The 23360-nt window shown below is 72.4% G+C and carries 25 protein-coding genes; 10 read left to right on the plus strand and 15 right to left on the minus strand.

The window, feature by feature from the left end; genetic code table 11:
- Positions 1 to 163 precede the first annotated feature (163 nt).
- From ACZ4EF_RS14660 to ACZ4EF_RS14670, 3 genes are all read right to left on the minus strand, one after another.
- On the minus strand, positions 164 to 613 hold the full coding sequence (locus ACZ4EF_RS14660; RefSeq protein WP_355339707.1) for a type II toxin-antitoxin system PemK/MazF family toxin: 450 nt from the start codon (positions 611 to 613) through the stop codon (positions 164 to 166).
- A gap of 120 nt (positions 614 to 733) precedes the next feature.
- Positions 734 to 1651 carry an aldo/keto reductase gene (locus tag ACZ4EF_RS14665; RefSeq protein ID WP_467504691.1) on the minus strand — a complete coding sequence of 306 codons (918 nt, stop codon included), beginning with the start codon at positions 1649 to 1651 and terminating at the stop codon, positions 734 to 736.
- Positions 1576 to 2565: a hypothetical protein gene (locus tag ACZ4EF_RS14670; RefSeq protein WP_467504693.1), complete on the minus strand. Its 990-nt coding sequence runs from the start codon at positions 2563 to 2565 to the stop codon at positions 1576 to 1578. Before ACZ4EF_RS14670 ends, ACZ4EF_RS14665 begins: the two co-directional genes overlap by 76 nt.
- Before the next feature lie 165 nt (positions 2566 to 2730).
- Between ACZ4EF_RS14670 and ACZ4EF_RS14675 the strand changes: the two genes are divergently transcribed.
- From ACZ4EF_RS14675 to ACZ4EF_RS14685, 3 genes are all read left to right on the plus strand, one after another.
- A complete protein-coding gene (locus ACZ4EF_RS14675) occupies positions 2731 to 3084 on the plus strand; it encodes a hypothetical protein (RefSeq protein ID WP_355339698.1) in 354 nt (117 codons plus the stop codon).
- A gap of 180 nt (positions 3085 to 3264) precedes the next feature.
- Positions 3265 to 4137, plus strand: a complete 873-nt coding sequence (locus tag ACZ4EF_RS14680) for a slipin family protein (RefSeq protein ID WP_355339695.1) — start codon at positions 3265 to 3267, stop codon at positions 4135 to 4137.
- Between the two features lie 49 nt (positions 4138 to 4186).
- Positions 4187 to 5194, plus strand: coding sequence for an aldo/keto reductase (locus tag ACZ4EF_RS14685; protein ID WP_355339692.1), 1008 nt, complete (start codon positions 4187 to 4189; stop codon positions 5192 to 5194).
- A 497-nt stretch (positions 5195 to 5691) separates the two neighbouring features.
- Here ACZ4EF_RS14685 and ACZ4EF_RS14690 read toward each other — a convergent pair whose 3' ends face one another.
- The 6 genes from ACZ4EF_RS14690 to ACZ4EF_RS14715 form a co-directional block, all read right to left on the minus strand.
- Entirely contained in the window at positions 5692 to 7317 is a 1626-nt protein-coding gene (locus ACZ4EF_RS14690) for a sensor histidine kinase (protein WP_467504696.1), read from the minus strand.
- 13 nt (positions 7318 to 7330) lie between these two features.
- On the minus strand, positions 7331 to 8068 hold the full coding sequence (locus ACZ4EF_RS14695) for a response regulator transcription factor (RefSeq protein WP_355339686.1): 738 nt from the start codon (positions 8066 to 8068) through the stop codon (positions 7331 to 7333).
- A gap of 68 nt (positions 8069 to 8136) precedes the next feature.
- Positions 8137 to 8946, minus strand: coding sequence for a hypothetical protein (locus ACZ4EF_RS14700; protein ID WP_467504699.1), 810 nt, complete (start codon positions 8944 to 8946; stop codon positions 8137 to 8139).
- Between the two features lie 51 nt (positions 8947 to 8997).
- On the minus strand, positions 8998 to 10215 hold the full coding sequence (locus ACZ4EF_RS14705; protein ID WP_467504700.1) for an ABC transporter permease: 1218 nt from the start codon (positions 10213 to 10215) through the stop codon (positions 8998 to 9000).
- Positions 10212 to 11330 carry an ABC transporter ATP-binding protein gene (locus ACZ4EF_RS14710; protein WP_467504702.1) on the minus strand — a complete coding sequence of 373 codons (1119 nt, stop codon included), beginning with the start codon at positions 11328 to 11330 and terminating at the stop codon, positions 10212 to 10214. The genes ACZ4EF_RS14705 and ACZ4EF_RS14710 overlap by 4 nt, the downstream gene beginning before the upstream one ends.
- On the minus strand, positions 11327 to 12697 hold the full coding sequence (locus ACZ4EF_RS14715) for an efflux RND transporter periplasmic adaptor subunit (RefSeq protein WP_467504704.1): 1371 nt from the start codon (positions 12695 to 12697) through the stop codon (positions 11327 to 11329). Before ACZ4EF_RS14715 ends, ACZ4EF_RS14710 begins: the two co-directional genes overlap by 4 nt.
- A 319-nt stretch (positions 12698 to 13016) precedes the next feature.
- On the opposite strand from ACZ4EF_RS14715, the gene ACZ4EF_RS14720 reads away from it, so the two are divergent.
- Both ACZ4EF_RS14720 and ACZ4EF_RS14725 read left to right on the plus strand, forming a co-directional pair.
- Positions 13017 to 13673 (plus strand): hypothetical protein, encoded by a 657-nt coding sequence (locus tag ACZ4EF_RS14720; protein WP_467504706.1) that lies wholly within the window; start codon positions 13017 to 13019, stop codon positions 13671 to 13673.
- 158 nt (positions 13674 to 13831) lie between these two features.
- Positions 13832 to 14305 carry a carboxymuconolactone decarboxylase family protein gene (locus ACZ4EF_RS14725; RefSeq protein ID WP_355339668.1) on the plus strand — a complete coding sequence of 158 codons (474 nt, stop codon included), beginning with the start codon at positions 13832 to 13834 and terminating at the stop codon, positions 14303 to 14305.
- A gap of 70 nt (positions 14306 to 14375) precedes the next feature.
- Here ACZ4EF_RS14725 and ACZ4EF_RS14730 read toward each other — a convergent pair whose 3' ends face one another.
- Entirely contained in the window at positions 14376 to 15089 is a 714-nt protein-coding gene (locus tag ACZ4EF_RS14730) for an SDR family NAD(P)-dependent oxidoreductase (RefSeq protein WP_355339665.1), read from the minus strand.
- A 101-nt stretch (positions 15090 to 15190) separates the two neighbouring features.
- On the opposite strand from ACZ4EF_RS14730, the gene ACZ4EF_RS14735 reads away from it, so the two are divergent.
- The 3 genes from ACZ4EF_RS14735 to ACZ4EF_RS14745 all read left to right on the plus strand — a co-directional run bounded on the left by ACZ4EF_RS14735 (position 15191) and on the right by ACZ4EF_RS14745 (position 17328).
- Positions 15191 to 16039 (plus strand): helix-turn-helix transcriptional regulator, encoded by an 849-nt coding sequence (locus ACZ4EF_RS14735; protein WP_391041848.1) that lies wholly within the window; start codon positions 15191 to 15193, stop codon positions 16037 to 16039.
- A 122-nt stretch (positions 16040 to 16161) separates the two neighbouring features.
- Positions 16162 to 16647 carry a GNAT family N-acetyltransferase gene (locus ACZ4EF_RS14740; RefSeq protein ID WP_467504709.1) on the plus strand — a complete coding sequence of 162 codons (486 nt, stop codon included), beginning with the start codon at positions 16162 to 16164 and terminating at the stop codon, positions 16645 to 16647.
- 45 nt (positions 16648 to 16692) lie between these two features.
- Positions 16693 to 17328 (plus strand): TetR/AcrR family transcriptional regulator, encoded by a 636-nt coding sequence (locus ACZ4EF_RS14745; protein ID WP_467504711.1) that lies wholly within the window; start codon positions 16693 to 16695, stop codon positions 17326 to 17328.
- 7 nt (positions 17329 to 17335) lie between these two features.
- On the opposite strand, the gene ACZ4EF_RS14750 is transcribed toward ACZ4EF_RS14745, so the two are convergent.
- From ACZ4EF_RS14750 to ACZ4EF_RS14760, 3 genes are all read right to left on the minus strand, one after another.
- Positions 17336 to 17698, minus strand: coding sequence for a hypothetical protein (locus ACZ4EF_RS14750; RefSeq protein ID WP_355339653.1), 363 nt, complete (start codon positions 17696 to 17698; stop codon positions 17336 to 17338).
- Between the two features lie 96 nt (positions 17699 to 17794).
- Complete coding sequence (locus ACZ4EF_RS14755; RefSeq protein WP_467504713.1) at positions 17795 to 18256, minus strand: RbsD/FucU domain-containing protein; 462 nt, start codon at positions 18254 to 18256, stop codon at positions 17795 to 17797.
- Between the two features lie 105 nt (positions 18257 to 18361).
- Complete coding sequence (locus ACZ4EF_RS14760) at positions 18362 to 19198, minus strand: chitosanase (RefSeq protein WP_355340133.1); 837 nt, start codon at positions 19196 to 19198, stop codon at positions 18362 to 18364.
- A gap of 231 nt (positions 19199 to 19429) precedes the next feature.
- Here ACZ4EF_RS14760 and ACZ4EF_RS14765 point away from each other — a divergent pair, with 231 nt between their 5' ends.
- A complete protein-coding gene (locus tag ACZ4EF_RS14765; RefSeq protein ID WP_355339648.1) occupies positions 19430 to 19666 on the plus strand; it encodes a DUF2277 domain-containing protein in 237 nt (78 codons plus the stop codon).
- Positions 19667 to 19698: 32 nt separating this feature from the next.
- Positions 19699 to 20139 carry a PPOX class F420-dependent oxidoreductase gene (locus ACZ4EF_RS14770; protein WP_355339645.1) on the plus strand — a complete coding sequence of 147 codons (441 nt, stop codon included), beginning with the start codon at positions 19699 to 19701 and terminating at the stop codon, positions 20137 to 20139.
- A 420-nt stretch (positions 20140 to 20559) separates the two neighbouring features.
- Here the strand turns inward: ACZ4EF_RS14770 and ACZ4EF_RS14775 are convergent, their stop codons facing one another.
- Together ACZ4EF_RS14775 and ACZ4EF_RS14780 are read right to left on the minus strand one after the other, a co-directional pair.
- A complete protein-coding gene (locus tag ACZ4EF_RS14775) occupies positions 20560 to 22023 on the minus strand; it encodes an LCP family protein (RefSeq protein WP_355339642.1) in 1464 nt (487 codons plus the stop codon).
- Between the two features lie 318 nt (positions 22024 to 22341).
- A complete protein-coding gene (locus ACZ4EF_RS14780) occupies positions 22342 to 23208 on the minus strand; it encodes a helix-turn-helix domain-containing protein (RefSeq protein ID WP_355339639.1) in 867 nt (288 codons plus the stop codon).
- Between the last annotated feature and the right edge of the window lie 152 nt (positions 23209 to 23360).

Raw genomic sequence — 23360 nt, forward strand, 5'->3', positions numbered from 1 at the left:
TCCCCCACACCCCCCCCCCCCCCCCCCCTCCCCTCCCCCCCTCCCCCCCCCCCCCCCCCCCCCCCCCCCCCCCCCCCCCCCCCCCCCCCCCCCCCCCCCCCCCCCCCCCCCCCGACGCGGCTGCCCGACGCGGCTGCCCGACGCGTCATGCGGGACCGGGGGCTCACGCCCAGCCGTACAACTCCTTGAGCCGGTTCACGACGAGGTTGAACCTGCCCCGGTCCAGGGCACACGCCTCGCGCCGCATGCCCTGGTCGTGCAGACGCAGGACGCGGTCGACGGCGACCCAGGACTCGCGGCCCTCACGGTCCCAGGGCCCGGTGCCGATCGGCACCCACTCGTGGTCGTTGTCGTGGCGCTTGCTGGAGAGCTGGACGGCGAGCACCGTGCCGCCCGCCTCGCGCGCCACGACCAGCACCGGCCGGTCCTTGCCGCGCCCGTCGTTCTCCTCGAACGGCACCCAGGTCCAGACGATTTCCCCGGGGTCGGGGTCACCGTCGTGATCCGGCGCGTACGACGTCCGCACCCGGCCCACCTCGCGCGGCTCAGCCTCGGTGGTGGCGTACGGCCCGCTGGCGCCAGGGAATTCAGCATTGGCAGCATTCGCAGTCATCCGCAAGACGGTAGGCCCTGCGGGCGGCGGCCCGGCGAGCGGGTCGCAACCCGTCGGTCACGAACCGCCCGGCGGCGCACCCGTGCCTCAGCCGCGCCTCAGCCGTGCCTCAGCCGTGCCTCACCAACGGCCGTGCACCTGCGCCCTGATGCGGCGGTCGTACAGCTCGCGCAACGCGTCCAGCGTGGCGTCGGTCAGCGGCGGCAGCGCGGCAGCGGCGGCGTTGGCCCGCGCCTGGGCGACATCGCGCGCGCCGGGAATGACGCTGCTGACGCCCGGCTGCTGGATGATCCAGCGCAGCGCGGTCTGCGCGGGCGTGGCGCCCTCGGGCGCGAGCGCGGCGAATTCGGCGGCGGCGTCGAGGCCGGTCTCGAAGTCCACGCCGGAGAAGGTCTCGCCCTGGTCGAACGCCTCGCCGTGCCGGTTGTACGTACGGTGGTCGTCGGCGGCGAAGACGGTGTCGCGGGTGTACTTGCCGGTGAGCAGCCCCGAGGCCAGCGGCACCCGCGCGACGATGCCGACGCCCGCCTCGGCCGCCGCGGGCAGCACCGCCTCAAGCGGCTTGAGGCGGAAGGGGTTCAGGATGATCTGCACGCTCGCGACGCCGGGCCGCGCGAGGGCGGTCAGCGCCTGCTCGCACGTCTCGACGCTCACCGCGTACGCCGCGACGCGCCCCCGCGCCACCAGCGTGTCCAGGGCGTCGTACATCTCGTCCGAGGAGTAGACGGCCGTGGGCGGGCAGTGGAGCTGCACCAGGTCGAGGGTGTCGACGCCGAGGTTCGCGCGCGAACGGTCGTTCCAGGCGAGGAAGTTGGCCAGTACGTAGTTCTCGGGCACCTGCTCGGCCCTGCGGCCCATCTTGGTGGCCACGAACACCCCGGCGTCCGGGCGCTCCTTGAGATACCGCCCGATGAACTGCTCGCTGCGGCCGTCCCCGTACACGTCGGCCGTGTCGAAGAAGGTCACGCCCGAGGCGACGGCCGCGTCGAGCACGGCGAAGGCGTCCGCTTCGCGCACCTCGCCCCAGTCGGCACCCAACTGCCATGTCCCGAGCCCGACGACGGACACCTTCCGGCCCGTCCTGCCAAGAATCCGCTGCTCCATGCGGCGATGCTACGTCGCCGGTGTCCGGTCCCCGCTCGTGGCGTCCGCCGGTCGCCCGGCCGGTCGCCCCGTCGGTCGCCCCGTCGGTCGCCCCGGCGCTCCGCGCTCCTGCGGCGGCACGCGAGGAAGAACCCGAGCCCCGCCAGGAGCGCGGGGGCGATCATCTCGGCCGTCAGCGAGGCCAGCCAGTCGGGGTTGATCCGGTCGGTCATGCCGCTGGTGTACTGGCAGGTGGCCTGCGGCGGAAAGAAGCTGTACGTCACGGTGCGCGGCGGGCCGCTGCCCCAGTCGGCGCCCGCCGAGCACGCGGAGGACGGCCCGGCCAGCAGTTTCCAGCCCGCCAGCGCGTAGATCATCAGGAAGAAGGAGCCGGTGACGAAGAACGCCGCCCCCGTACGGCGGACCTTCTCGTCCCGCGACATCGGCACGACCAGCTCGCTGGCGAAGGCTCCGCGAAGCGGCGGCTCGAAGCACTCGGCGAGCAGCGCGAGGAACACGCACGCGGTCATGAACAGCAAGGCGGCCCAGAGCAGTCCGGTGAGCACCGCGCCGCCGCCGACGGAGGTCACGTCGCCGTCGCGGAACTCGCAGACGGTGGCGGGCGGAAACGCCTGGTTCCGGGTGCGCACCAGCGGGCCGGGGCCCTTCGTCATCCCCTGCGCGCACCGCTCGTCGAACTCCATCATGCCGAACAGCGCGACCGCGAGGCCCAGTGCGAGCACCGCGAAGGCCGCGCCCGCGCCCAGCCACAGCAGGCCCGTCCGATAGCCGCCGTACGCGCCGTATCCGCCCTGCCCGGCGGGGCCGCCCCGCGCGCTCCGCCCGCCGTCCATCCGCGCGTAAGACATTCGCGCACAGTAACCGACGGCCGCCGCCGGTGACCCGGCCTTGGGAAAACCCACGCAGGGGCCCGGTACGGGCACGGGGAGTGAGCCGTTTGCGGAGCGGGGGGACGGGCGTACGCTCGTCCGGGGAGAGGGATAAAAGGGACTAAAGGGAGCGAGGTGGTGGCCATGACGATCATGGGGTCGCGTCACCGTGGGACCACGGACCCTGAGGATTGGGAGGCCAGTCACCGCAGGGCCCTGGTGCTGAGCGAGGTGGCGGCGGAGGGGATGGTGGGGCTGTCGCGAGTGCTGCGCAGGGCGGCGGCGGGCGACGAGGACGCGGCGGGCATCCGGGTGGAGGCGCTGCTGCGGGCGCTGCCGGGCATGGGGATGTTCGACAGCCACTACCTGCTGGTGCGGGCGCACATCCGCGAGTCGGGGCTCGCGGGGGAGCTGAGCCCGGGGCAGCGCGTGGCGCTGGTGGAATTCGTCGAGCGGGCGCGGCACCTGCACGACCCGGTACCGCCGTGGGCGGCCTGACCACCCGGCTCACGTCCTGGCCCCAGAAGTTCGAGTCGGCCGAGGAGTCGGCCCGCGACCGGTGACAGCCCCCGGAAGCGGCTGCCGGAGTAGGCTGAAAGTGCAGGTGAGCGTGGCGGTGCGGCACGTGCCTGTGCGGCGCGCGCCTGTCTTCGGCCACGCCGAAAGGTCGTGAGATCGATGGTTGCTCTGATCACTGTGCTGGTGGTGGTCGTCCTGATCGGACTGATCCTGCTCGCCATGAGCCTGCACGATGTGCAGCAGTACGAGCGGGGCGTCGTCTTCCGCTTCGGACGTCTGCTGCCGAACCTGCGGCAGCCGGGCCTGCGGACGATCCGCCCGATCGTCGACCGGATGCGCAAGGTCTCCATCCAGACCGAGGTGCTCGGCGTCCCGGCGCAGGGCGCCATTACCGGCGACAACGTGACCGTGACCGTCGACGCCGTCGTCTACTTCCGGGTCCTGGACCCGGTCAAGGCCCTGGTCAACGTGCACGACTACCCCAGCGCCGTCTCCCAGATCGCGCAGACCTCGCTCCGGTCGGTCATCGGCCGCGCCGACCTCGACACGCTGCTGTCGGACCGCGACCACGTCAACGCCGAGCTCAAGACGGTGATGGACGAGCCGACCGAGGAGCCCTGGGGCCTGCGGATCGAGCGCGTGGAGATCAAGGACATCGCGCTGCCGGAGTCGATGATGCGGTCGATGTCCAAGCAGGCGGAGGCCGAACGTGAACGGCGGGCCCGTGTCATCGCGGCCGAGGGCGAATTCCAGGCGTCGCAGCGCCTGACCGACGCCGCCGCCACGATGGCCAACACTCCGGGTGCCCTCCAACTGCGGCTGCTGCAAACCGTGGTGGACGTCTCCGCCGAGAAGAACAGCACCCTCGTGATGCCGTTCCCGGTCGAGATCCTGCGCTTCTTCGACCGCGTGGCCGGGGACACGGCCACCGACGGCGCGGGCCACGCGGAACCGGACACCGGCCCCGACGCCCGTACGGGCCCGGTCGACGAGAACGTCCCGCCGGACCGGCCGAGGCTCGTCCATCACTGAGACCCGCCCCTTGCGATAGAGCGCACTCCAAGGTGTTGGCTGTGGAGCCATGAAGTACACCCAGCTCGGCCGCACCGGCCTCAAAGTCAGCCGCCTCGTCCTCGGCACCATGAACTTCGGCGGGCAGACCGACGAGCCCGGCAGCCACGCGATCATGGACACCGCGCTGGACGCGGGCATCAACTTCTTCGACACGGCGAACATCTACGGCGTGGACGAGCGCAAGGGCCGCACCGAGGAGATCCTCGGAAGCTGGTTCGCCCAGGGCGGCGACCGGCGCGACAAGGTGGTGCTGGCCACCAAGCTGTACGGGAACATGACGCAGGGCAACCCCTGGCAGGAGGAGCCCTGGCCGAACCACCAGCGGCTGAGCGCCCTCAACATCCGCCGCGAGGTGGAGGCCAGCCTGAAGCGGCTGGGCACCGATCACATCGACGTCTACCAGTTCCACCACATCGACCGGGCCACGCCCTGGGACGAGATCTGGCAGGCGATCGACGTCCTGATCCAGCAGGGCAAGGTGCTCTACGCCGCCTCCAGCAACTTCGCCGGCTGGCACATCGCGCAGGCCAACGAGGCGGCGGCGCGGCGCGGTTCGCTCGGGCTCGTCAGCGAGCAGTGCCTGTACAACCTCTTCGAGCGCACCGCCGAGATGGACGTCCTCCCGGCCGCCGAGGCGTACGGGCTCGGTGTCGTGCCCTGGTCCCCGCTGCACCAGGGGCTGTTGGGCGGCGCCATCCGCAAGTCCCGTGAGGGGGGCGGCTCCCGCACCCACGCCGGGCGCTCGGCGCGGGGCCTGGCCGATCCGGTGGTCCGCGACCAGGTTCAGCGCTACGAGGATCTGCTCGCCGAGCACGAGCTCGACCCCGGGGAGGTGGCCCTCGCCTGGCTCCTCACCCGGCCCGCCGTGACCGGGCCCATCATCGGGCCCCGCACCCCCGCCCACCTCGACGGCGCCCTCCGCGCCCTCGATCTCCACCTCTCCGTCGACCTTCTCGCCGCCCTCGACGCCATCTTCCCGGGCCCCGGCCCTTCCCCCGAAGCCTTCGCCTGGTAGCCCCGACCGCCGCCGCCCGGGCGGCGAGCCGATCCTTTAAGGGGCGCGGGGAACTGCGCCACCAGCCACGACGCTGCCGCACGTCACCACCCGCCCCGGCGGGGCAGTTCGGTGGTGTCCGGACCACCGGGCCGGTGGGGGCTGGCCGCGCAGTTCCCCGCGCCCCTGACGGGGCGCACCGTCTTTCGTCCGGGCGGCGAGCCGATCCTTTAAGGGGCGCGGGACTGTTCCTGATCTGCGGCTGCCGCCGCGTGGGCGCGCTCAGCCACGTGCCTTTAGGGGCGCACCGTCTTTCGCCCGAACGGCGAGCCGATCTTTTAAGGGGCGCGGGGAACTGCGCCACCAGCCACGACGCTGCCGCACGTCACCGCCCGCCCCAGCGGGGCAGATCGGCTGTTCCCGGACCACCGGCCGGTGGTGGGTTGCCCGCGCAGTTCCCCGCGCCCCTGACGGGGCGCACCGTCTTTCGGCCGGGCGGCGAGCCGACGTGCCGCAGGTCACCGCCCGCCCCGGAGGGGCAGTTCGGTGGTGTCCGGGCCACCGGCCGGTGGGGGCGGGGAAGCGGAGGGGAGGCGGAGGCGGAAGAGGGCGCCTTGGCCGGGAGCCGTGTCGAGCTCGATGTACCCACCGTGAGCGGCAGCGAACGCGGCACAGATGGAGAGCCCGAGACCGGCGCCGCCCCCGGCGCCCCGGCTGCGGGAGGCGTCCACGCGGTAGAAGCGTTCGAAGACCCGCGCGGCCTGGTCGGGCCCGAGCCCGGGCCCGGCGTCGGCGACTTCGAGGACCCCGTGTCCGCCGACGGTGCCGACGCCGATCCGGACGGGCGTGCCGGGAGGCGTATGGGCGACGGCGTTGCCGACGAGATTGGCGACGACCTGCCGCAGCCGGGCCTCGTCACCGAGCACGGGTGCGGGACCGGGACCGGTGCCGGGACCGGGACCGGGGCCGGGACCGGGACCGGGACCGGGGCCGGGGCCGGAGCCGGACCCGCCCGGCCCGGTGAGGGAGACCGGCCGGGACGGATCGAGGGCGGTCGTGTCGTGCAGGGCGTCCACGGCCAGGGTGCGCAGGTCCATCGGAGCGAGCTGCACGGGCCGCTGCTCGTCCATCCGCACCAGCGTCAGCAGATCCTCGACCAGGCCGCCGAGCCGTACGGCCTCGCTCTCGATCCGCGTCATCGTCCGCTTCACGTCGGCCTCGTCGGGCAGCGCGCCCATCCGGTACAGCTCCGCGAAGCCCCGGATACCGGCCAGCGGGGTGCGCAGTTCGTGGCTGGCGTCGGCGACGAACCGGCGCATCTGCTTCTCGGACTCCGCGCGCGCCGCGAAGGCCGACTCGATCTGCGCGAGCATCCCGTTGAGCGCGGCGGACAGCCGCCCGGCCTCGGTGCGCGGGGACGCGGCGGGCATACGGTGCGACAGCGGGCGCCCGGCGGCTATCTCGGCGGCGGTGGCCTCGATCTGCCGCAGCGGCCGCAGCCCGGCCCGTACCGCGAACCAGCCCGCCACCCCGAGCAGCGCCGCGACCACCGCGCCGATCAGCAGGAACGCGGTGCGCAGGTGGGAGGCCGTGGAGGACACCTCGTCCAGGGACGCGGCGACCACGACGCCCGCGGGCAGGTCGGCGGAGGGGGCGGCCGTGCCCGCGGCGACCGGTTCGATCAGCACCCGCCACCGCCCGCCGCCGTGGTCGCTGGCGACGTCGAACGGCTTGCCCAGCCGCTCGCGCAGCGACCCCGCGTCCATCGTCGGCCACAGCGGGCGCGGGTCCCCGGCCGAGACCGGCAGCCGGAACTGGTCGGAGACCCGCCCGTCCGCCGCGGCGAAGGCCACCACGAACTGGCTGGGCAGCCACGGCCGCGGCGCGCCGGGCCCCGGCCGTACGTAGCGCGGCGCGGGCACCCCGTCGGTGCCGAGCCGCCGCGCGAGCGGTTCGCCGTACCGCTGGAGCTGCTGGTCGACGCGCCGCACCTGCTGGCCGCGGACCGTGCCGAGGACGACGGTGTCGCTGACGGCGAGGCCGAGCAGGACGAGGACCAGGCAGAGCAGCACCAGCCGGGAGCGCAGCGAGAGCGCGGAGAGCCGCAACGAGCGGAGGGACCTGAGGGAGCTGAGAGACCGCACGGTGCGCACGGCGTCAGCCCTGCGGTCGGCGCAGCACGTACCCGACGCCGCGCACCGTATGGATCAGCTTGACCGTGCCGTCGGCGCCGGAGTCGACCTTGCGGCGCACGTACGAGATGTACGACTCGACGATGCTGAGGTCGCCGCCGAAGTCGTACGCCCACACGTGGTCGAGGATCTGGAGCTTGGACACGACGCGGTCGGCGTTGGCCATGAGGTAGGCGAGCAGTTTGAACTCTGTGGGTGAGAGGGAGACCGGGCGGCCGGCGCGCAGCACCTGGTGGCCGACCGGGTCCAGCTCCAGGTCGCCCGCGACCAGCCGCCCCTCGTCGGTGGGGCCGCCGGTGCGGCGCAGGATCGCGCGGATGCGGGCGATCAGCTCCTCCAGGCTGAACGGCTTGGTGACGTAGTCGTCGCCGCCCGCCGTCAGGCCGCTGATCTTGTCGTCCACGCCGTCCTTGGCGGTCAGGAACAGCACGGGGAGCCGGTCGGCGGCGCCGCTGCCGGGGCGCGCGTGCGGCCCCGACTCCTCGCGCAGGTGCCGGACGACCGCGAAACCGGTCATGTCGGGCAGCATCACGTCGAGGACGACCAGGTCGGGGCGCTCACGGGCGACGGCGGCCAGCGCGTCGGCGCCCGAGGCGGCGGAGACCACCTTGAAGCCGACGAAGCGCAGGGACGCGGAGAGCAGTTCCCTGATGTTGGGCTCGTCGTCGACGACCAGCAGGCTGGCCTCGGGCGTCGTGTCCATGGAGTCCTCCTGGCCCCCGTCGTACGGTGCGGTTTCGCACCGTACGCTCCCGTCCTGTGAAGGCGGGGTCAGTTGCCCGTACCGCCGCCCGAGCCGCCCGCGCCGCCCGCCGTACCCGTACCGCCGCCCGCGCCTCCGGCGCCGCCACGGCCTCCGAAGCCTCCGAAGCCTCCGAAGCCGCCCGCGGTGGCCGCGCCCTCGGTGACGGTGGTGGCGGCGATGTCGCCTGAGGAGTTCGCGCTGCCGCGTACGGTCACGCTCTGGCCGGGCTGGAGATCCGAGGTCTTGCCGTCCTTGGTGACGGTGACCTTCGTGGAGCCGCCGGTGGTGACCTTGACGATGCTGCCCTGGGCGTCGGTGACGTAGATGGTGTCGCCGTCCACCAGCTTGACGGTGCCGACGGTGACGCCGGAGCCGGTGCCGCCGGTGCCTGTGCCGCCGCCCGCGCCGGGAGCCGCGCCCGGCGCCGTACCGGAGCCCGTGCCCGTGCCCGTACCCGTACCCGAGCCCGTGCCCGTACGGCCGTTGGCGCCCGCGAAGGCCGAGGCGAAGTCGCGGGCCGCGGCCGAACCGCCGCCGGATGAACGGCCGTTGAGGTGGTTCTTCTCCACCAGCGCGCCGCCCGCGAAGGCCGCCGCGGCGACGACGCCCGCGGACAGCAGCAGCGTCAGCCAAGGCAGTTTGCGGCGCGGCGGCGCGGCCAGCTCGGCCGAGATGTCGCGGGCGTCCGGCGGCTCGGACAGGACGTCCTCCGGCCGTTCGGTGAGCACCGCCTCGCCGGGCCGCTCGACGATCTCCACCTCGCCGAACGTGTCGGTGAGCGGCAGCAGCTCCGTGTCGGCGTCGGCCTTCACGAGTTCGGTGCGGCGTCGCGCCATGTCCGGTTCTCCCTCGTCCCTCGTACGTCGTGCGGTGTGGTGGTGGACGGCCTACTCATGGCGCAGGGCCTCGATCGGGCGCAGGGCGGCGGCCCGGTTGGCGGGGTAGCTGCCGAAGAACAGGCCGATGGCGACCGCGATGGCGAAGGCGCCCCACACGGACTCCGGGATGATCACCGGTTTGATGCCGACGATCGTGAAGCGCGAGCCGATCAGTCCCGCCACCACCCCGAGCCCGCCGCCGACCAGCGACAACAGGGTCGACTCGGCGAGGAACTGCCCGAGGATGACGCCCTTGGGCGCGCCGATCGCCTTGCGGATGCCGATCTCGCGGGTCCGCTCGGTGACCGTCACCAGCATGATGTTGGTGATGCCGATCCCGCCGACCAGCAGCGAGATCGCCGCGACCGCGCCGAGCAGCACCGTGAACGTCCTGTTGGTGTCGGACTGGGTGCTGAGCAGCGACTGCTGGCTGCTGACCCGGAAGTCCAGCGCGTTGGCGTCCTTGATGCCGTGCGTGCCCATCAGGATCGTGGTGATCTCGTTCTGCGCCGGGGTCGTCGCGTCGGCCGACGTGGCCTCCACGAGGATCTGGTTGACCGAGCCGAAGCCGGTGAAGGCGTTCTGCACGGTCGGCAGCGGCGCGACCAGGATGTCGTCCGGGTCCTGGAAGCCGGTGCCGCCCTTGGTCTCCAGCACGCCGACGACCGTGAACGGCGTCCCGCCGAGCACCACCTTCTTGCCGACCGGGTCGGCCGTGCCGAACAGGTCGGTGGCCGTGGTCGAGCCGATCACCGCCACCTTGCGGGAGTTGAGGACGTCGTCGGCGCTGAAGTAGTCGCCCTTGGCGACCTTGCTGTTGGACGCCTTGAAGTACGCGGGGTAGGTGCCGACGACCTGCGCGACGTCGTGCGAGGTGCCCTCGTACAGCGCGGTCTGCGAGGACGTGGTCACCTCGGGGGCGACGGACTCGATGCTGGGCGCGGCCGTCGGGTCGGCGAGCGCCCGCGCGTCGTCCACGGTCAGCGGCTTGACGGTGGTCGCCGACGAGGACGAACCGCCGAATCCGGCGCCGGAGGAGATGGTCAGCGAGTTGGTGCCCAGCTTCTCGATGGAGTCCTTGACGGACTGCGAGGAGCCGTTGCCGACCGCGAGCAGGATGATGACGGCGGCGACGCCGATCAGGACGCCGAGCATGGTCAGTCCGGAGCGGACCTTGTTGGCGGCGAGGCCGCCGAAGGCGAAGCGGAGGGTCTCGAAGGGGTTCACGCGGTGCCCCCGCTTCCGAAGCCGTTGCCCGTATTGCCGTTGCCCGCATTGCCTATGCCCGTACCGCCGTTGCCCGTACCGCCGTTGCCGTGGCGGCTTCCGGTGAGGGCCTGACGCCGGCCGCCGGTTACCGGGTCCTGCGGGTGGTGCGCGGCGAAGGACGCAGGGTCGCGCAGCGCGGGCGGCGGGCCGTCGGCCGGTGCCTGGCGCCGGTCCTCGACCACCTGGCCGTCGACCAGCGTGATCACCCGCTTGGCGTGCCGGGCGACCTCGTCCTCGTGCGTGATCAGTACGACGGTGCGCCCGGAGGCGTTGAGCCGGTCGACGATGGCGAGCACTTCCTCGGTGCTGTGGCTGTCCAGGTTTCCGGTCGGCTCGTCGGCGAGCAGCATGGCCGGTGCGGTGACCAACGCCCTTGCCACGGCGACGCGTTGCTGCTGGCCGCCGGAGAGTTCGTTCGGCCGGTGGTCGACGCGGTCGGCGAGGCCGACCAGCGCGAGCGCCGCCAGCGCGCGCCTCCTGCGCTCGGCGGACCGCACACCCGCGTAGGCCAGGGGGAGTTCGACCTGCGCGAGCGCGGGGGTGCGCGGCACGAGGTTGAACGACTGGAAGACGAAGCCGATCTTACGGTTGCGGACGAGCGAGAGCTGGTGCTCGTCCAGGCCGCCGACGTCGATGCCGTCGAGCAGATAGCGGCCCTCGGTGGGGATGTCGAGGCAGCCGAGGATGTTCATCAGGGTCGACTTGCCGGACCCGGAACTGCCCATCACGGCCACCATGTCGCCCTGTTCGACCAGCAGATTCACGCCGGGCGAGACGCCGGTGACGGGGTCGGGGTCGCCGCCGAGCGCGCGCACGGCGGCGTCGCCGTGCCCGTACGTCTTCAGCAGCGACCGCACCTCGATGACCGGCGGGCGGCCCCAGGGGCTGTCGTCGTCCCCCTCGACACCCGCGGTTTCCTCGCGGCCCGAGATCTGCTCGACGCCCGAGGTCTGCTCGACGCCCGAGGTCCGCTCGACGCCCGAGGTCTCTTCCGCGCCCGGACTCTCTTCGGCGTCACCGGTACGGGCGCCGGGCCGCAGGCCGCCGAGGCGCTGCCGCAGGGCGGGCCTCATCCGCGGCCACCGCCGGCACCGCCGCCACCGCCGGTACGGAAACCGCCGCCCCCGCCGCCGATCCGGTTCGCGCCGCCGCCGAGGCCGCCGGGGAACGCGCCGCTCGGGAAACCGCCGTTGCCGGAGGACGCGACCGTGGCGATCTGCACCTGCTGGCCCTCCTTCAGACCGCTGGTGATCTGGTCGGCGGTGTCGCCCTCGACACCGACGGTCACGGACGTACGGGTCGTGCTGCCGTCGGAGTTGACCACCGTGACCGTACGGTTGGCGCCGGTACCGGAGACCGCGGCGGTCGGCACGTTCAGCGCGCCGGACGCCGAGCCGGTGATCACCTGGATACTGGCGCTCAGGCCGGTCCGCAGGTCCGCGGTGGGGCTGGTGATGGCGAGCGTGGCCGCGTACTGCACGGCGCTGCCGCTCCCGCCGCCGCTGCCGCTTCCGCTGCTCACCGGGAGCGAACTGACCGACAGCACCTTGGCGTTGAGCACCGTGCTCGACTGCGCGTTGAGGGTGACGGTGGCGGGTTGGCCCGCCTTGACCTTCAGCGAGTCGGCCTCGGAGAAGTTCGCCGTCACCTGCATACCGGTGGGGTTGGTCAGGACGACGAAGCCGGACGGGGTGCTGGAACCGCTGCTGCTCGACGTGGAGTTGGAGCTGCTGGAGTTCGAGCCCTGGCCGCCCGAGCCGCTGCCGGTGCCGCCGGTGCCCGACACCGTCTGGCCCTTGGCGGCCGAGACCGAGGCGACCGTGCCGGACACCGGGGCCTTGAGCGTGGTGCCGTCCACCGCGCGCTGGTCGGCGTCCACGGCGTTCTGGGCCTGGGTCAACTGGGCCTGCGCCTGGGCGAGTTGGGCCGGGTCGACGGTGTAGGTGGGGGACGGCGTGGGCGTCGGGGCGGCGTCCCGCGAGCCGCCGGAGCCGGTGTTGGAGCCCGTGCCGGAGCCGCTGCCGGAGCCCGTGGTGGAGGTGACCAGCTCGCCCGCCTCGACCTTGGTGAGGTTGGCCCGCGCCGCCGTCAGCGTCGCCTGGTCCTGCTGCAACGTCTCCTCGGCGTCGGTCGGATCGACCTTCGCCAGCACCTGGCCCTTGGTGACCTTGTCGCCCGGCTTCACGTCGACCTCGGTGAGCGTGCCGCCCGTGGTGAAGTCCACACCGGCGTCACTGGGCGAGGCGAGCGTGCCGGAGCCGGACACCGTCGCCAGCACCGTGCCCTTGGACACCGTCACCACGCGCGCGCCCGTACCACGGGTGTTGCCGCTGTCACCGTTGTTGACCGCCGCGTAGGCGCCGCCTGCGCCCGCGAGGACCACCACGCCGAGCACCGAGTTGATCAGGACGGCCCTGCGCCGCCGTGGGAGCACCTTCATGGCGCGCATCCTGGCCGCCGACGCCTTTGATGGCCTGGGAGAAGGCTGGGAGTTTCCTGGGAACGGCGCCGTGCGCGAGGCCGCCCCGCCACGGCACGAAGCGGTCGCTTTACGCCTCAACCGGACCGTACGGCGGGCCCGTACGGGTCGCGGCGGCCGACTCGCGCGCCCCGGCTCCCCGGGAACTCACAGCTCGCGCCCTGGCTGTGCCTAACTCGCGGCGGTTCACTCATGCGCCGCCACTCATGGGTGCTCGTGTCCCGCGCGTGCGCGTGGGTGAGCGGCGCCCCCCGCCCCCGCATCCGAGGAGACCACGGTCATGACCCTGACCACCACCCGGCAGTCCGCGCGCCGCTCCGCGCTGCGGGCGGGCGCGTGCGTCGCCGTCCTCGCCTCGGGCGCGCTGCTGCTCACCGCCTGCTCGTCGTCGGGCTCCTCTGGCTCGGCGTCCGCCGACGCGAAGGCGTCGTCCTCGTCCTCGCCGTCGTCCTCCGCCAAGGGCGCCCCCGGCGGCGCGCAGGACATGGCGGCCTACCGCGACTGCCTCTCCCAGCACGGCGTGAAGCTGCCGTCCTTCTCCGGCCGCCCCTCCGACCGCGCGTCCGGCCGCCCCTCGGGCCGTCCCTCGGGCCGCCCGAGCGGCGGATTCGGCGGGGGCTCAGGCGGCTTCGGCGGTTTCGGCGGCGAGTCCGCCGACCCGGCCACCCAGAAGGCCATGGAGGCATGCGCCTCGCTGCGCCCCCAGTTCAACGGCCAGCGCGGCGGCGGCCCCGGCGGCGACAGCTCCGCCTTCCAGGCGTTCACGAGCTGCCTCAAGGACCACGGCGTCACCCTCCCCACCTCCTCCCCCACCACCCGCCGCGGCGGCTTCGGCTTCGGCGACCTCAACACCTCCGACCCGAAGACGGCCAAGGCCTACACCACCTGCAAACCCCTCCTCCCCACCCGCCCGCCCGCCTCCCCCTCAGCGACATAACCGCCCGCCCGCCCGCGCCCCCGGAGGGGAGACGGGGGTCACTTCGGGGGGCGGTCACATCGGGGTGGGGCGGGGCGTCAGGGAGGTGCGTGCGCCGGGGACGTCGTGGAAGGGCGGCGGCGGCGCGGAAACGCACGAGCGCGAGGAGTAGTAACGCCATGGAAGCCCGTCTGAACCTTTTCGAGAGCCCGCTCGCCGCGAAGTCGCTGCGGCACCTCACCGCGGCCGGCAAAGTGCTGGCGGACTCGACGGTGCCGCTCGCCACCCAGGAACTGGTACGGCTGCGCGCCAGCCAGATCAACGGCTGCGGATTCTGCACCGACATGCACACCAAGGACGCGGCGGCGGCCGGGGAGACGCAGCAGCGGCTCAATCTGGTGGCCGCCTGGCGCGAGGCCAAGGTCTTCACCGACGCCGAGCGCGCGGCCCTGGAGCTGGCCGAGCAGGGCACCCGTATCGCCGACGCGGCCGGGGGGGTCGCGGACGAGGTGTGGGCGAACGCCGCCAAGCACTACAACGAGGAGGAGCTGGCCGCCCTCGTCACGGGCATCGCCCTGATCAACGCCTTCAACCGGCTGAACGTGATCATTCAGCAGCCCGCGGGGGACTACGAGCCGGGCATGTTCGGCTGAGACCCAGCCGGGCGGCACCCGCGGCCCCGGCGTACAGGGGCCGTCGGGGCCGCCCCGTCAGGGGCCGCGGCTACCAGGGCAGCGGCCCCTCGGCGTCGAAGTACCCGCCGGTCGGGCCGTCGGCCGGCACCTGCGCCATCCGGACGATGATCTCGGCGCCCTGCTCGACTGTCTGGACCCCGGTGTTCCCGTTCAGATCGGTCTTGGTGAAACCGGGCTCGACGGCGTTGATCCGCATCTCGGGGAACGCCTTCGCGTACTGCACCGTGATCATGTTCACGGTGGTCTTCGACGCCGGGTACGCGACGCCCGGATACGCGTAGGCGGGGGTGCCGGGGGCGCTGAGCCGGGACAGCGAGGCCAGGCCGCTGCTGAGGTTGACCACGACCGGCGCGGCCGAACGGCGCAGCAGCGGCAGGAACGCGTGGGTGACGCGCACCAGGCCGAAGACGTTCGTCTCGAACGTCTCCCGCATGACGTCGGCGGTCAGGTCGGCGGCGCCGACGACGCCGTTGTCGGCGGTCCTGCTCTCGATGCCCGCGTTGTTGACCAGGACGTCGAGGCCGCCGTCCGCCGCGATCGCCTCGGCCGCGGCCCCGACGGACGCGTCGTCGGTGACGTCGAGCCGGACCGCCCGCGCGCCCGCGCCCAGCCGCTCGACGGCCTCCCGCCCGCGGTCGGCGTCCCGGCTGCCCACGTAGACGGTGTGCCCCGCGGCCAGCAGGCGGCGGGCGGTCTCGAAGCCGAGGCCCTTGTTCGCTCCGGTGATCAGTGTCGTTGTCATACGTCCACGGTGCGGCAGGCCCGCCGGGGCAGCCAGTGGCCCGGTCTTCCTGGGACTGCCGGTACCAGGACGGCGCGGGCCGCACGGTGCACAGTGGAACCATGGCGACCACGGAGTTCGGGCACACGGTACGGCGCTGGCGCGACCGGGTCTCCCCCGAGGCGGCCGGGCTGCCCGCCGGGGGCCACCGGCGGGCGGCCGGGCTGCGCCGCGAGGAGCTGGCCCTGCTCGCCGGGATCTCCGTCGACTACGTCACCCGGCTCGAACAGGGCCGCGCGGCCAACCCCTCCGAGCAGGTCGTCGAAGCGCTCGGCCGCGCGCTGCGGCTGACCACCGCCGAGCGCGAGCACCTCTTCCACGTCGCCGGACTCGTCCCGCCGGGCCAGGGCACCGTCCCCGCGTACATCACGCCGAGCGTGCAGCGCATGCTCGACCGGCTGACCGGGACGCCGGTCGCCGTCAGCGACGCCGCGTGGACGCTGCTGCTGGCCAACCCCCTGTACGTGGCCCTGATGGGGCAGCAGCAGGGCAACGACCGCAACGCGATCTGGCGCAATTTCCTCGGCTCCGGCTCCCGGGTCCGCCACACCCCCGAGTCGCTGCGGCTGCTGGAGATCTCCCAGGTCGCCCAGTTGCGCGCCACCGCCAACCGCTACCCCGCCGACCAGCGCCTGCGCCGCCTGGTCGCCGAGCTGCGCGCCCGCAGCCCGCGCTTCGCCGAGCTGTGGGAATCCGGCGAGGTCACCCGGCACGACGCCTCCCGCAAGACGATCGACCACCCGGTGGTCGGCCCGCTGACCCTGGACTGCGACATCCTCAGCGTCGCCGGAAGCGATCTGCGGATCATGGTCTACACCGCCGAGCCCGGCACCGAGGACGCCGAACGCCTCACCCTGCTCGGCGTCGTCGGCACCCAGGCGCTCAGCCCCGTCGGGACCCCCGGCACCTGACCCGCGCCTCCGTACGCCTCGCGGAAGACGGCGCGGACGACTCTCCCGAGCCCTGCTGCCGGGGCGGTGGCGCGTGGGGGGGCCGGGGCGGGGCGGCGCGGGCGCTCGCGGATACTTGGGGGATGCGGACGAATGGGGCGGTACAGAGCGCTGACCTGCGGTGGGCGCTGCGCGCGGCCGTCGCGGGGGACGTGGAGCCGATAGCCGAGCTGCGGGCCGTCGTGATGCGGGCGGATCTGGAACGGCTCGGGCGGTACGACGGGCACCGGGTACGGCAGCGGCTGTGGGACTCGTTCTCGACGCGGTACACCTCGGTCGTCACCGTCGAGGGGGACTTCGCCGGGTGCGTGACGCTGCGGCCCGCCGAGACCGGCGGCGCTCTGCTCGAACACTTCTATCTGGAACCCCGTTACCAGGGGCGCGGGTTGGGCTCGGCCGTGCTGCGGGAACTGCTGGGCCGCGCCGACGCGCGCGGCGAGGACGTACGGCTGAACGTCCTCCAGGGCAGCGCCGCCCGGCGGCTCTACGAACGATGGGGCTTCGTCCTGGAGACGGAGGACGCGGTCGACGTGTTCATGGTGCGCCCCTCGCCGGTCGCGAACGCCTGAGGTTACGGTGATTCACCTTGTGGTGACGGGTGTTAACCTGCGGATATGACGCCTCCCGCCGAGCGCACCGCACCGGCCCGCCGCAGTGGACAGCACCACGGCGACCTCCGCAACGCCCTGGAGCGGGCCGCCCTCGGCCTCGTCGCCGAGCGCGGGCCGCACGGCTTCACGCTCGCGGAGGCCAGCCGGCGGGCGGGGGTCAGCGCGGCGGCGCCGTACAAGCACTTCGCCGACCGGGACGCGCTGCTGGCGGCGCTGGCCGAGCGCGGGTACCGCGAGCAGCACCGCCGGTTCTCGGCCGCCGTCCGTCAATCCTCGGACCCGGTCGAGCAGTTGGCGGACTTCGCCGCCGCCTACGTCCGGTTCGCGGTGGAGGAACGGGCCCTGTTCGACATCACGTTCAGCGCGGGACTCGACAAGTCCCGCTATCCGAACCTGGCTTCGGCGGGCGACCAGGTGCTGACCGCCGTGCTCCCGACGGCCCGCCGCCTCACCTCGGGCGACCGCGCGGTGGAGTTGATACTGGACGTCTCCTCGGCCGCGCACGGCATGGTCCTCTTCCTCGCGGAGGGTCTGCTCGGCCCGGCGCCGGACGCCGTCGCCCGCGCGGAGTCCCGCGCCGCGCGCACCGCCCGCGCCCTGGCCCGCGCGCTGCCGACCGTCGCGCGAGAGCCGCGCTGACGCGTCGTCAGAGGTCGGTGATCTCCTGGGCGTAGAGCGTGGTGAGCGGCTGCGGGCCCACGTACTGCTGGCAGTTGCACGTGCCCGGCTCGTAGTGCGTGGGCTTCTTGTCCGCGTCCCAGGCCGTGGGGACCTCGACGGTCTCGTGGCAGCGGCCGGACTTGTCGTGCTTGGCCAGGTGGTGGGTGCAGCCGCAGACCGGCTCGGGGCCGCGCCCCGCCGCCTCCAGCTCGCGGCGCTCCTTGCGGTCCGCCTCAAGGCGCTCCATCGTGCGCTCGTGCCGGGTGCGCAGCGCGGTGCGGACGGTGTCGGCGATCGAGGTGAAACCGCCGACCGCGAAGAGGGCGATCACCCACCAGAGCCAGTTCATACGGAAGGAACCCCCGTGTCGAGCGTGCACAGCGTGTGGGCCCCAGCGTAAGCCGCCACCCGGCCGGGACGGCAGGGGGCGAAGGCCGTCCGCCGCTCAGCGGTCCTCCGACCGCACTCCGATCGTGAGCAGCAGATTGGCGTACGTACGCCGGTCGCCGGTGGCCACCACGAGGGCGGTGTCGGGGCCGCGGGCCGCGTCGTAGAAGGCGAAGCGGTCGAGGCCGTCGAGGGTGAGGCCGGGGAGGGCGGCACGGAACTCCGCGAAGATCTCCGGCGCGGAAAGGTCGGAAGTGTCGGACGTCTCGGAATTGTCGTCACGGTCAGGCGGCGGGGTCATGACGGCCGCCGCCTCGATCGGGACCGCGTCGACCAGGGCGTCCAGTACCTCGGTGACCAGCAGCCGGTCGGGGCTGAGGTTGAGGTAGACGCGCTCGGCGGCCGGGTTGGCGCCCGTGGTGTGCGGATAGTGGCCGTCGCTGATCAGGACGCGGGAGCCGTGGCCCGCGGCGGCGAGTGCGGCGAGGATCGCGGGGTGGGTCAGTCCGTAGCGCAGCATGGGCGGCGGCTCCTTCGATACATCCGATCTCTGCATCCGACCCCGGGAGCGTACCCGGCCCGCCGACACAAGGGTCGGCGGGCCGGGGGCGGGAAGCGTCGGGCGCTACGGAAGCGTCAGGATCTGGTACGAGTCCCCGTACGTCTTCCACTTCAGCGGCGGGTCCAGGTTGAGGTTGCCCGCGTTGAGGAAGACGCGCTGCTCGGTGTCGACGCGGCTGGTGTCGTCGTGGGCGTCCTCGGTCTTCATCGCGGCCTTGCGGGCGTCGAGGAAGGCATTGAGGTACGTGGTCTCGTTGCCGCCCTGGGCCGGGGTCTTGGCCTTCTTCATGGCGGTCTTGCGGATGCCGCCGAAGCTGACGGAGTCGTCGCCGGGGCCGTGCATCACGATGGCGTCGTAGTAGATGAACTGGCCGAGGGTGCCGAGGCCGTCCGTCTTGGCCTGGTTGACCGACGGGTTGAAGTAGACGCGGTCGCGCTCGTCGTTCTGCGCGGTCTGGAAGACGGTGTCCTTGGCGGCGGTCTTCCACGCGCTCACGAAGGCCGAGCCGAGGCCGGAGTGCGAGTCGGAGCCGTTGACGCTCTCCAGCGCGGGGAGGTACTTGGCCAGGACGTTGCCGGGCTTGAGGTCGTTGTAGTGCTTGACCAGGTCCAGCATGTCGCCGGTGCCGGAACAGAAGCCGATGATGCCCGCGGTGTAGCCGCGGCCGTCGCCGATGTCCTCGATGTACTTGTACTGGGCCTTCCAGTCCAGCGAGGAGTTCTCCGCGCTGGAGACCAGCTCCATCGCGATTTCCTTCTTGTGCGGGTCGGCGAGACCGGCTGCCGCCGCCTTGGGCGCGACGGCGGCGGCGTGCGCGCCGGGCGCGGTGGCCGCGTTGCCCGCCGTGGCCAGGGCCAGCGAGGCGCCGCCGCCCGCCAGTACGCCGACGGCGGCGATCATGGCTATCCGGCGGCTGGGGCGCCGGTTCGAGCGGTGCGAGTGGGGGGATCGGTGCACGTGCGTCTCCGTTTCCGGCCGTCGGAGGAACGGCCAACTGCGGGGGCCTGCTGTGCAGTTAGGAAAGGTTCCTAACCAATGGAGAGCATTGAAGCACTGCGACGGCCGCACGCCAAGGGGCCGCCGCGACCGAGTTCGGGTCGCGATGTCGTACCCCCGCGCGACACTGGAGGCATGTGCAGAAGCATCAAGACCCTGCGACCGCCGATGACGCCCGATCCGGACGAGGACGACATCGAAGCGGCGGCGCTCCAGTACGTCCGCAAGATCTCCGGTTTCCGCGCGCCCGCCGCGCACAACCGGGAGGTCTTCGACGCCGCCGTGGCCGCCGTCGCCGCGGCCACCGCCGACCTCCTCGACGGCCTGGAGGTACGCGGCGCCGCCGCCCGCGCCCACGGCGGGGCGGCCTGACCCCCGGACCCGCCCGGCCCTAACCTGACCCCATGCAGCACATGACCGAGGCCGAATGGCGCGCCTTCGCCTCCACCGGTACCCGCACGGGGAAGCTCGCCGTCCAGCGCAAGGACGGCGGTCCCCACGTCACGCCCGTCTGGTTCCTGCTCGACGACACCGACCCCTCCGACATCCGCGTCGTCTTCAACACCGGCAGCGACTCCCTCAAGGGCAAGGCCCTGCGCCGCGACGCCCGCTTCGCGCTCTGCGTGGACGATCAGGAGCCGCCCTACTCCTACGTCCTCTTCGAGTGCACCGCCGAGCTCGTCGAGGACCCCGCCGCCCTGCTTCACTGGTCCACCAAGATCGGTTCCCGCTACATGGGCTCCGCCCGGGGGGCCGAATTCGGTGCCCGCAACGCCGTTCCCGGTGAATATCTCGTCCGTGGCCGCATCAACCGTGTCACGGCCCAAGCCGCCGTAGCCGACTAGCCCCCGGGCCCCGCCCCCACCCAGGACGGTAAGCCGATCTTTCCCGGGCCCCGCCCCCGCACCCGCACGTGGCCCGGACGGTGGGCCGATCTTTTTAGGGGCGCGGGGAACTGCGCGACCAGCCCCCACCGGGCTTTCAGCCCGAAAACAACCGCATCTGCCCCGCTGGGGCCGGTTCTCACGGCGCACCAACGCCGTGGCTGAGCGCGCAGTTCCCCGCGCCCCTAAAAACACGTGGCTGGCCCCCCCGGCAAAAGAACCGCACCAGGGCCGCGCCCCAAAAACACGTGGCTGCCGCCCCAGCAGAAGAACCGCCCAGGCCCGCGCCCTAAAAAATCGGCGTGCCGACCAGCGCAGAGGAACCGCCCGGGGGTCGGGCCCCTGGAAGAGGGCCCTGGCCGGGAGGGGCCCGGCGGGGGGCTAGCCGTAGGAGAGTTTTTTGCAGGGGTCGGTGTCCGCGGCGCGAGCCTGCTGCGTGAGATTGGTCGGCAACGGCTTCGGCTTGCTCGCCGCCGAGGCGAAATCCTGGCCGACGACGAGATTGATGCCCGAGATGTCGAGCGGAGCGAGCTCCGCGCCGGGAAAGAGCTTGGCGAGCTCGGTGGCGTGCGCCTTGTCGGCTGGCCCGTACTCGATACGGGTGGTGGCGTGGTCCTGGGACTTGGCGGTGGAGGTACCGGTGACGGTGTAGCCGGAGCCCTTGAGCTTGTCGGCGGCCTTGCCGCCGAGCCCGTCCACGGTGGTGCCGTTGAAGACGCCGACCGAGACGCCGGTGCCGTCGACCGTGGCGGCGGGCGTCGGGGAGGCCGTCGACTTCGGCTTGCCCGAGGCGTCGACGCCTTCCAGGGTCCGGTTGGCCCGCAGCTCCGCGAAGAGGTCGTCCACGTCGGGGTGGACGAGGTCGATGCGCGGCCCGTCGTACTTCCACGGCGCGGTGATGAACTGGATGTTCTTGAGGTCGATGTTCTTCAGCGACAGCCCGAAGGACATGAGCTTGGTGGCGCTGCCGAGCCCCGGGTCCACGGTGAGCGACTTGGTGGCGGCGTCGGCCAGCGGCAGCAGCGTCGTCGGGTTCATGCCCTGCCCCTTGATCTTGGCGATCAGGGCGGACAGGAACGCCTGCTGCCGCAGCATGCGGCCGACGTCGGAGTTGTCGCCGACCCCGTGCCGTACGCGGACGTAGTCCAGTGCCTGCTGGCCCTGGAGATTCTGCATGCCCGCGTCGAGGACGACCTTGCCCTTGCTGCCGCGGTTGGGGTTCATGTCCCCCTGGTAGATCTTGTTCGGCACGCAGACCTCGACGCCGTGCACGGCGGAGGTCATGGACGCGAAGCCCTCGAAGTCGACCACCATGGTGTGGTCCACGCGCAGCCCGGACAGCTTCTCGATGGTGTTCTGCGTACACGCCGGATTGCCCTTGGCCGTGTCGCCCATCGAGAACGCCGAGTTGAACTGCGCCCTGGGCTGGTCCGGCGACCACTTGCCGTCGGGCAGCAGGCACGGGGGTATGTCGACCATCGAGTCACGCGGTACGGAGATGCCCACCGCGTGTTTGTGGTCGGGGTAGACGTGCAGCAGGATCGTGGTGTCCGAGCGGCCGATGTCGCCGGAGGCGGAGCCGCCGAGCTTGCCGTTCGCGCCGGAGCGGGTGTCGGAGCCGATCAGCAGGACGTTGACGGCGGTGTGGCCGTTGGCGTCCGCGGGCCCGGCCTTGGGCCGGTTCTTGCTCAGCCCCGCCGAGTCGAACGTCGAGATATTGGCGTTGAGCTTCAGGTAGATCGCGCCGGCGCCGCCGGCCAGCAGCACCACGAAGGCGACGGATATCGCGATGATCCAGCGCTTGCGACTGCGCTTGGGTTCTCGCTTGCGCCCACGAACGCCCATTCCCACACCTTCAGTCCGGTGGCTCGCACGCACACGACGAAGCCCCAACGTTTACCACTTGAACCATCCCGCTCGTATGACGCGCGTCACACCGGCTCCGCCTCGGGGGAATTGCCCGGCGAGACACTGTACGTGGTGCGCATTTCGGTAATCGTCAATGCGGGGAGGGTGACGGAATCGGGAGCGGAAGCTCCGCATCCGCGGCTGTCCGTGGCGCGGCGCGCACGCGAAGGGCCGGGGCGCACGCAAAGGGCGCGGGGCGCACGCAAAGGGCCGGCTCCCGCCGTCATCGGCGGAAGTCGGCCCCGGGCGCACGGCTCACAGTTCGCGCTGGAAGGAGTTCAGCCAGTCCAGGGAAGCGGTGGGCGTCAGCGCGACATCACTCAGCGCGTTCATCGCCTTCTGGTACTCGACCACTTCGTCGGGCTTGTCGATGTAGAGCGCCCCGGTGAGCTGCTCCAGGTAGACCAGGTCCGGCAGATCGGACTCCGGGAAGCTCAGCAGCGTGAAGGCGCCGCCGCCCGCCGCGTGCCCGCCCGTGGCGAACGGCAGGATGCGGACGTCGACGTTGGGCCGCTCGGCGGCTTCCAGGATGTGCCGCACCTGGTCGATCATCACCTGCCGGCCGCCGAACGGACGGCGCAGCGCGCCCTCGTCCATGACGGCGACGAAGTGGGGCGCCTGCTCGGAGACGAGAAGCTTTTGCCGCTCCAGGCGTAGACCGACTCGTCTTTCCACCCAGGGCACGGCTGCCTCGGGGTGACCAAGCCGGATCACCGATCTTATGTAGTCCTCGGTCTGCAACAGGCCGTGCACGAACTGCACTTCGAAGGTGCGGATCAGCGCGGCCGACTCCTCCAGGCCCACGTACGTCTGGAACCACGTCGGCATGACCTCGCCGTATCCGTGCCACCAGCCGGCCGCGTTGGCCTCGCGGACCAGGCCCAGCATGGCCGCCCGCTCGGCTTCGTCGGTGACCTCGTAGAGGGTCAGCAGATCGGCGACGTCACGCTCCTTGAAACTGACTCTTCCCAGCTCCATGCGGCTGATCTTCGATTCGGAGGCCCGGATCGAGTAGCCCGCCAGCTCGCGGGTGATGCCCTTGGACTCACGCAGCCGCCGCAGCTGCGCTCCGAGCAGCATTCGTCGCACGATGGACCCGCCTCCCGGCTGCCCTGCGCTCATAGGTCACGCTCCGCCCTTGGTTCATCAGCAGTCTGCCACTAACGGACTGCGCGGTGTACCCGTTCGGTCACTCTCCACCGACACGTGCATCAATTCCTTGCAGATGCACGTGCAGACGCTCTTGCATCGGAGGGTGCTGATCCATGAGCATG

The sequence above is a fragment of the Streptomyces sp. NPDC025721 genome (assembly GCF_055558595.1).

Coding starts and splice junctions, on each gene's coding strand:
- ACZ4EF_RS14660 (WP_355339707.1), bottom strand. CDS start 613: ATGACTGCGAATGCTGCCAATGCTGAATTCCCTGGCGCCAGCGGGCCG.
- ACZ4EF_RS14670 (WP_467504693.1), bottom strand. CDS start 2,565: ATGTCTTACGCGCGGATGGACGGCGGGCGGAGCGCGCGGGGCGGCCCC.
- ACZ4EF_RS14675 (WP_355339698.1), top strand. CDS start 2,731: ATGACGATCATGGGGTCGCGTCACCGTGGGACCACGGACCCTGAGGAT.
- ACZ4EF_RS14680 (WP_355339695.1), top strand. CDS start 3,265: ATGGTTGCTCTGATCACTGTGCTGGTGGTGGTCGTCCTGATCGGACTG.
- ACZ4EF_RS14685 (WP_355339692.1), top strand. CDS start 4,187: ATGAAGTACACCCAGCTCGGCCGCACCGGCCTCAAAGTCAGCCGCCTC.
- ACZ4EF_RS14695 (WP_355339686.1), bottom strand. CDS start 8,068: ATGGACACGACGCCCGAGGCCAGCCTGCTGGTCGTCGACGACGAGCCC.
- ACZ4EF_RS14700 (WP_467504699.1), bottom strand. CDS start 8,946: ATGGCGCGACGCCGCACCGAACTCGTGAAGGCCGACGCCGACACGGAG.
- ACZ4EF_RS14710 (WP_467504702.1), bottom strand. CDS start 11,330: ATGAGGCCCGCCCTGCGGCAGCGCCTCGGCGGCCTGCGGCCCGGCGCC.
- ACZ4EF_RS14715 (WP_467504704.1), bottom strand. CDS start 12,697: ATGAAGGTGCTCCCACGGCGGCGCAGGGCCGTCCTGATCAACTCGGTG.
- ACZ4EF_RS14720 (WP_467504706.1), top strand. CDS start 13,017: ATGACCCTGACCACCACCCGGCAGTCCGCGCGCCGCTCCGCGCTGCGG.
- ACZ4EF_RS14725 (WP_355339668.1), top strand. CDS start 13,832: ATGGAAGCCCGTCTGAACCTTTTCGAGAGCCCGCTCGCCGCGAAGTCG.
- ACZ4EF_RS14730 (WP_355339665.1), bottom strand. CDS start 15,089: ATGACAACGACACTGATCACCGGAGCGAACAAGGGCCTCGGCTTCGAG.
- ACZ4EF_RS14735 (WP_391041848.1), top strand. CDS start 15,191: ATGGCGACCACGGAGTTCGGGCACACGGTACGGCGCTGGCGCGACCGG.
- ACZ4EF_RS14740 (WP_467504709.1), top strand. CDS start 16,162: ATGCGGACGAATGGGGCGGTACAGAGCGCTGACCTGCGGTGGGCGCTG.
- ACZ4EF_RS14745 (WP_467504711.1), top strand. CDS start 16,693: ATGACGCCTCCCGCCGAGCGCACCGCACCGGCCCGCCGCAGTGGACAG.
- ACZ4EF_RS14750 (WP_355339653.1), bottom strand. CDS start 17,698: ATGAACTGGCTCTGGTGGGTGATCGCCCTCTTCGCGGTCGGCGGTTTC.
- ACZ4EF_RS14755 (WP_467504713.1), bottom strand. CDS start 18,256: ATGCTGCGCTACGGACTGACCCACCCCGCGATCCTCGCCGCACTCGCC.
- ACZ4EF_RS14760 (WP_355340133.1), bottom strand. CDS start 19,198: ATGATCGCCGCCGTCGGCGTACTGGCGGGCGGCGGCGCCTCGCTGGCC.
- ACZ4EF_RS14765 (WP_355339648.1), top strand. CDS start 19,430: ATGTGCAGAAGCATCAAGACCCTGCGACCGCCGATGACGCCCGATCCG.
- ACZ4EF_RS14770 (WP_355339645.1), top strand. CDS start 19,699: ATGCAGCACATGACCGAGGCCGAATGGCGCGCCTTCGCCTCCACCGGT.
- ACZ4EF_RS14775 (WP_355339642.1), bottom strand. CDS start 22,023: ATGGGCGTTCGTGGGCGCAAGCGAGAACCCAAGCGCAGTCGCAAGCGC.
- ACZ4EF_RS14780 (WP_355339639.1), bottom strand. CDS start 23,208: ATGAGCGCAGGGCAGCCGGGAGGCGGGTCCATCGTGCGACGAATGCTG.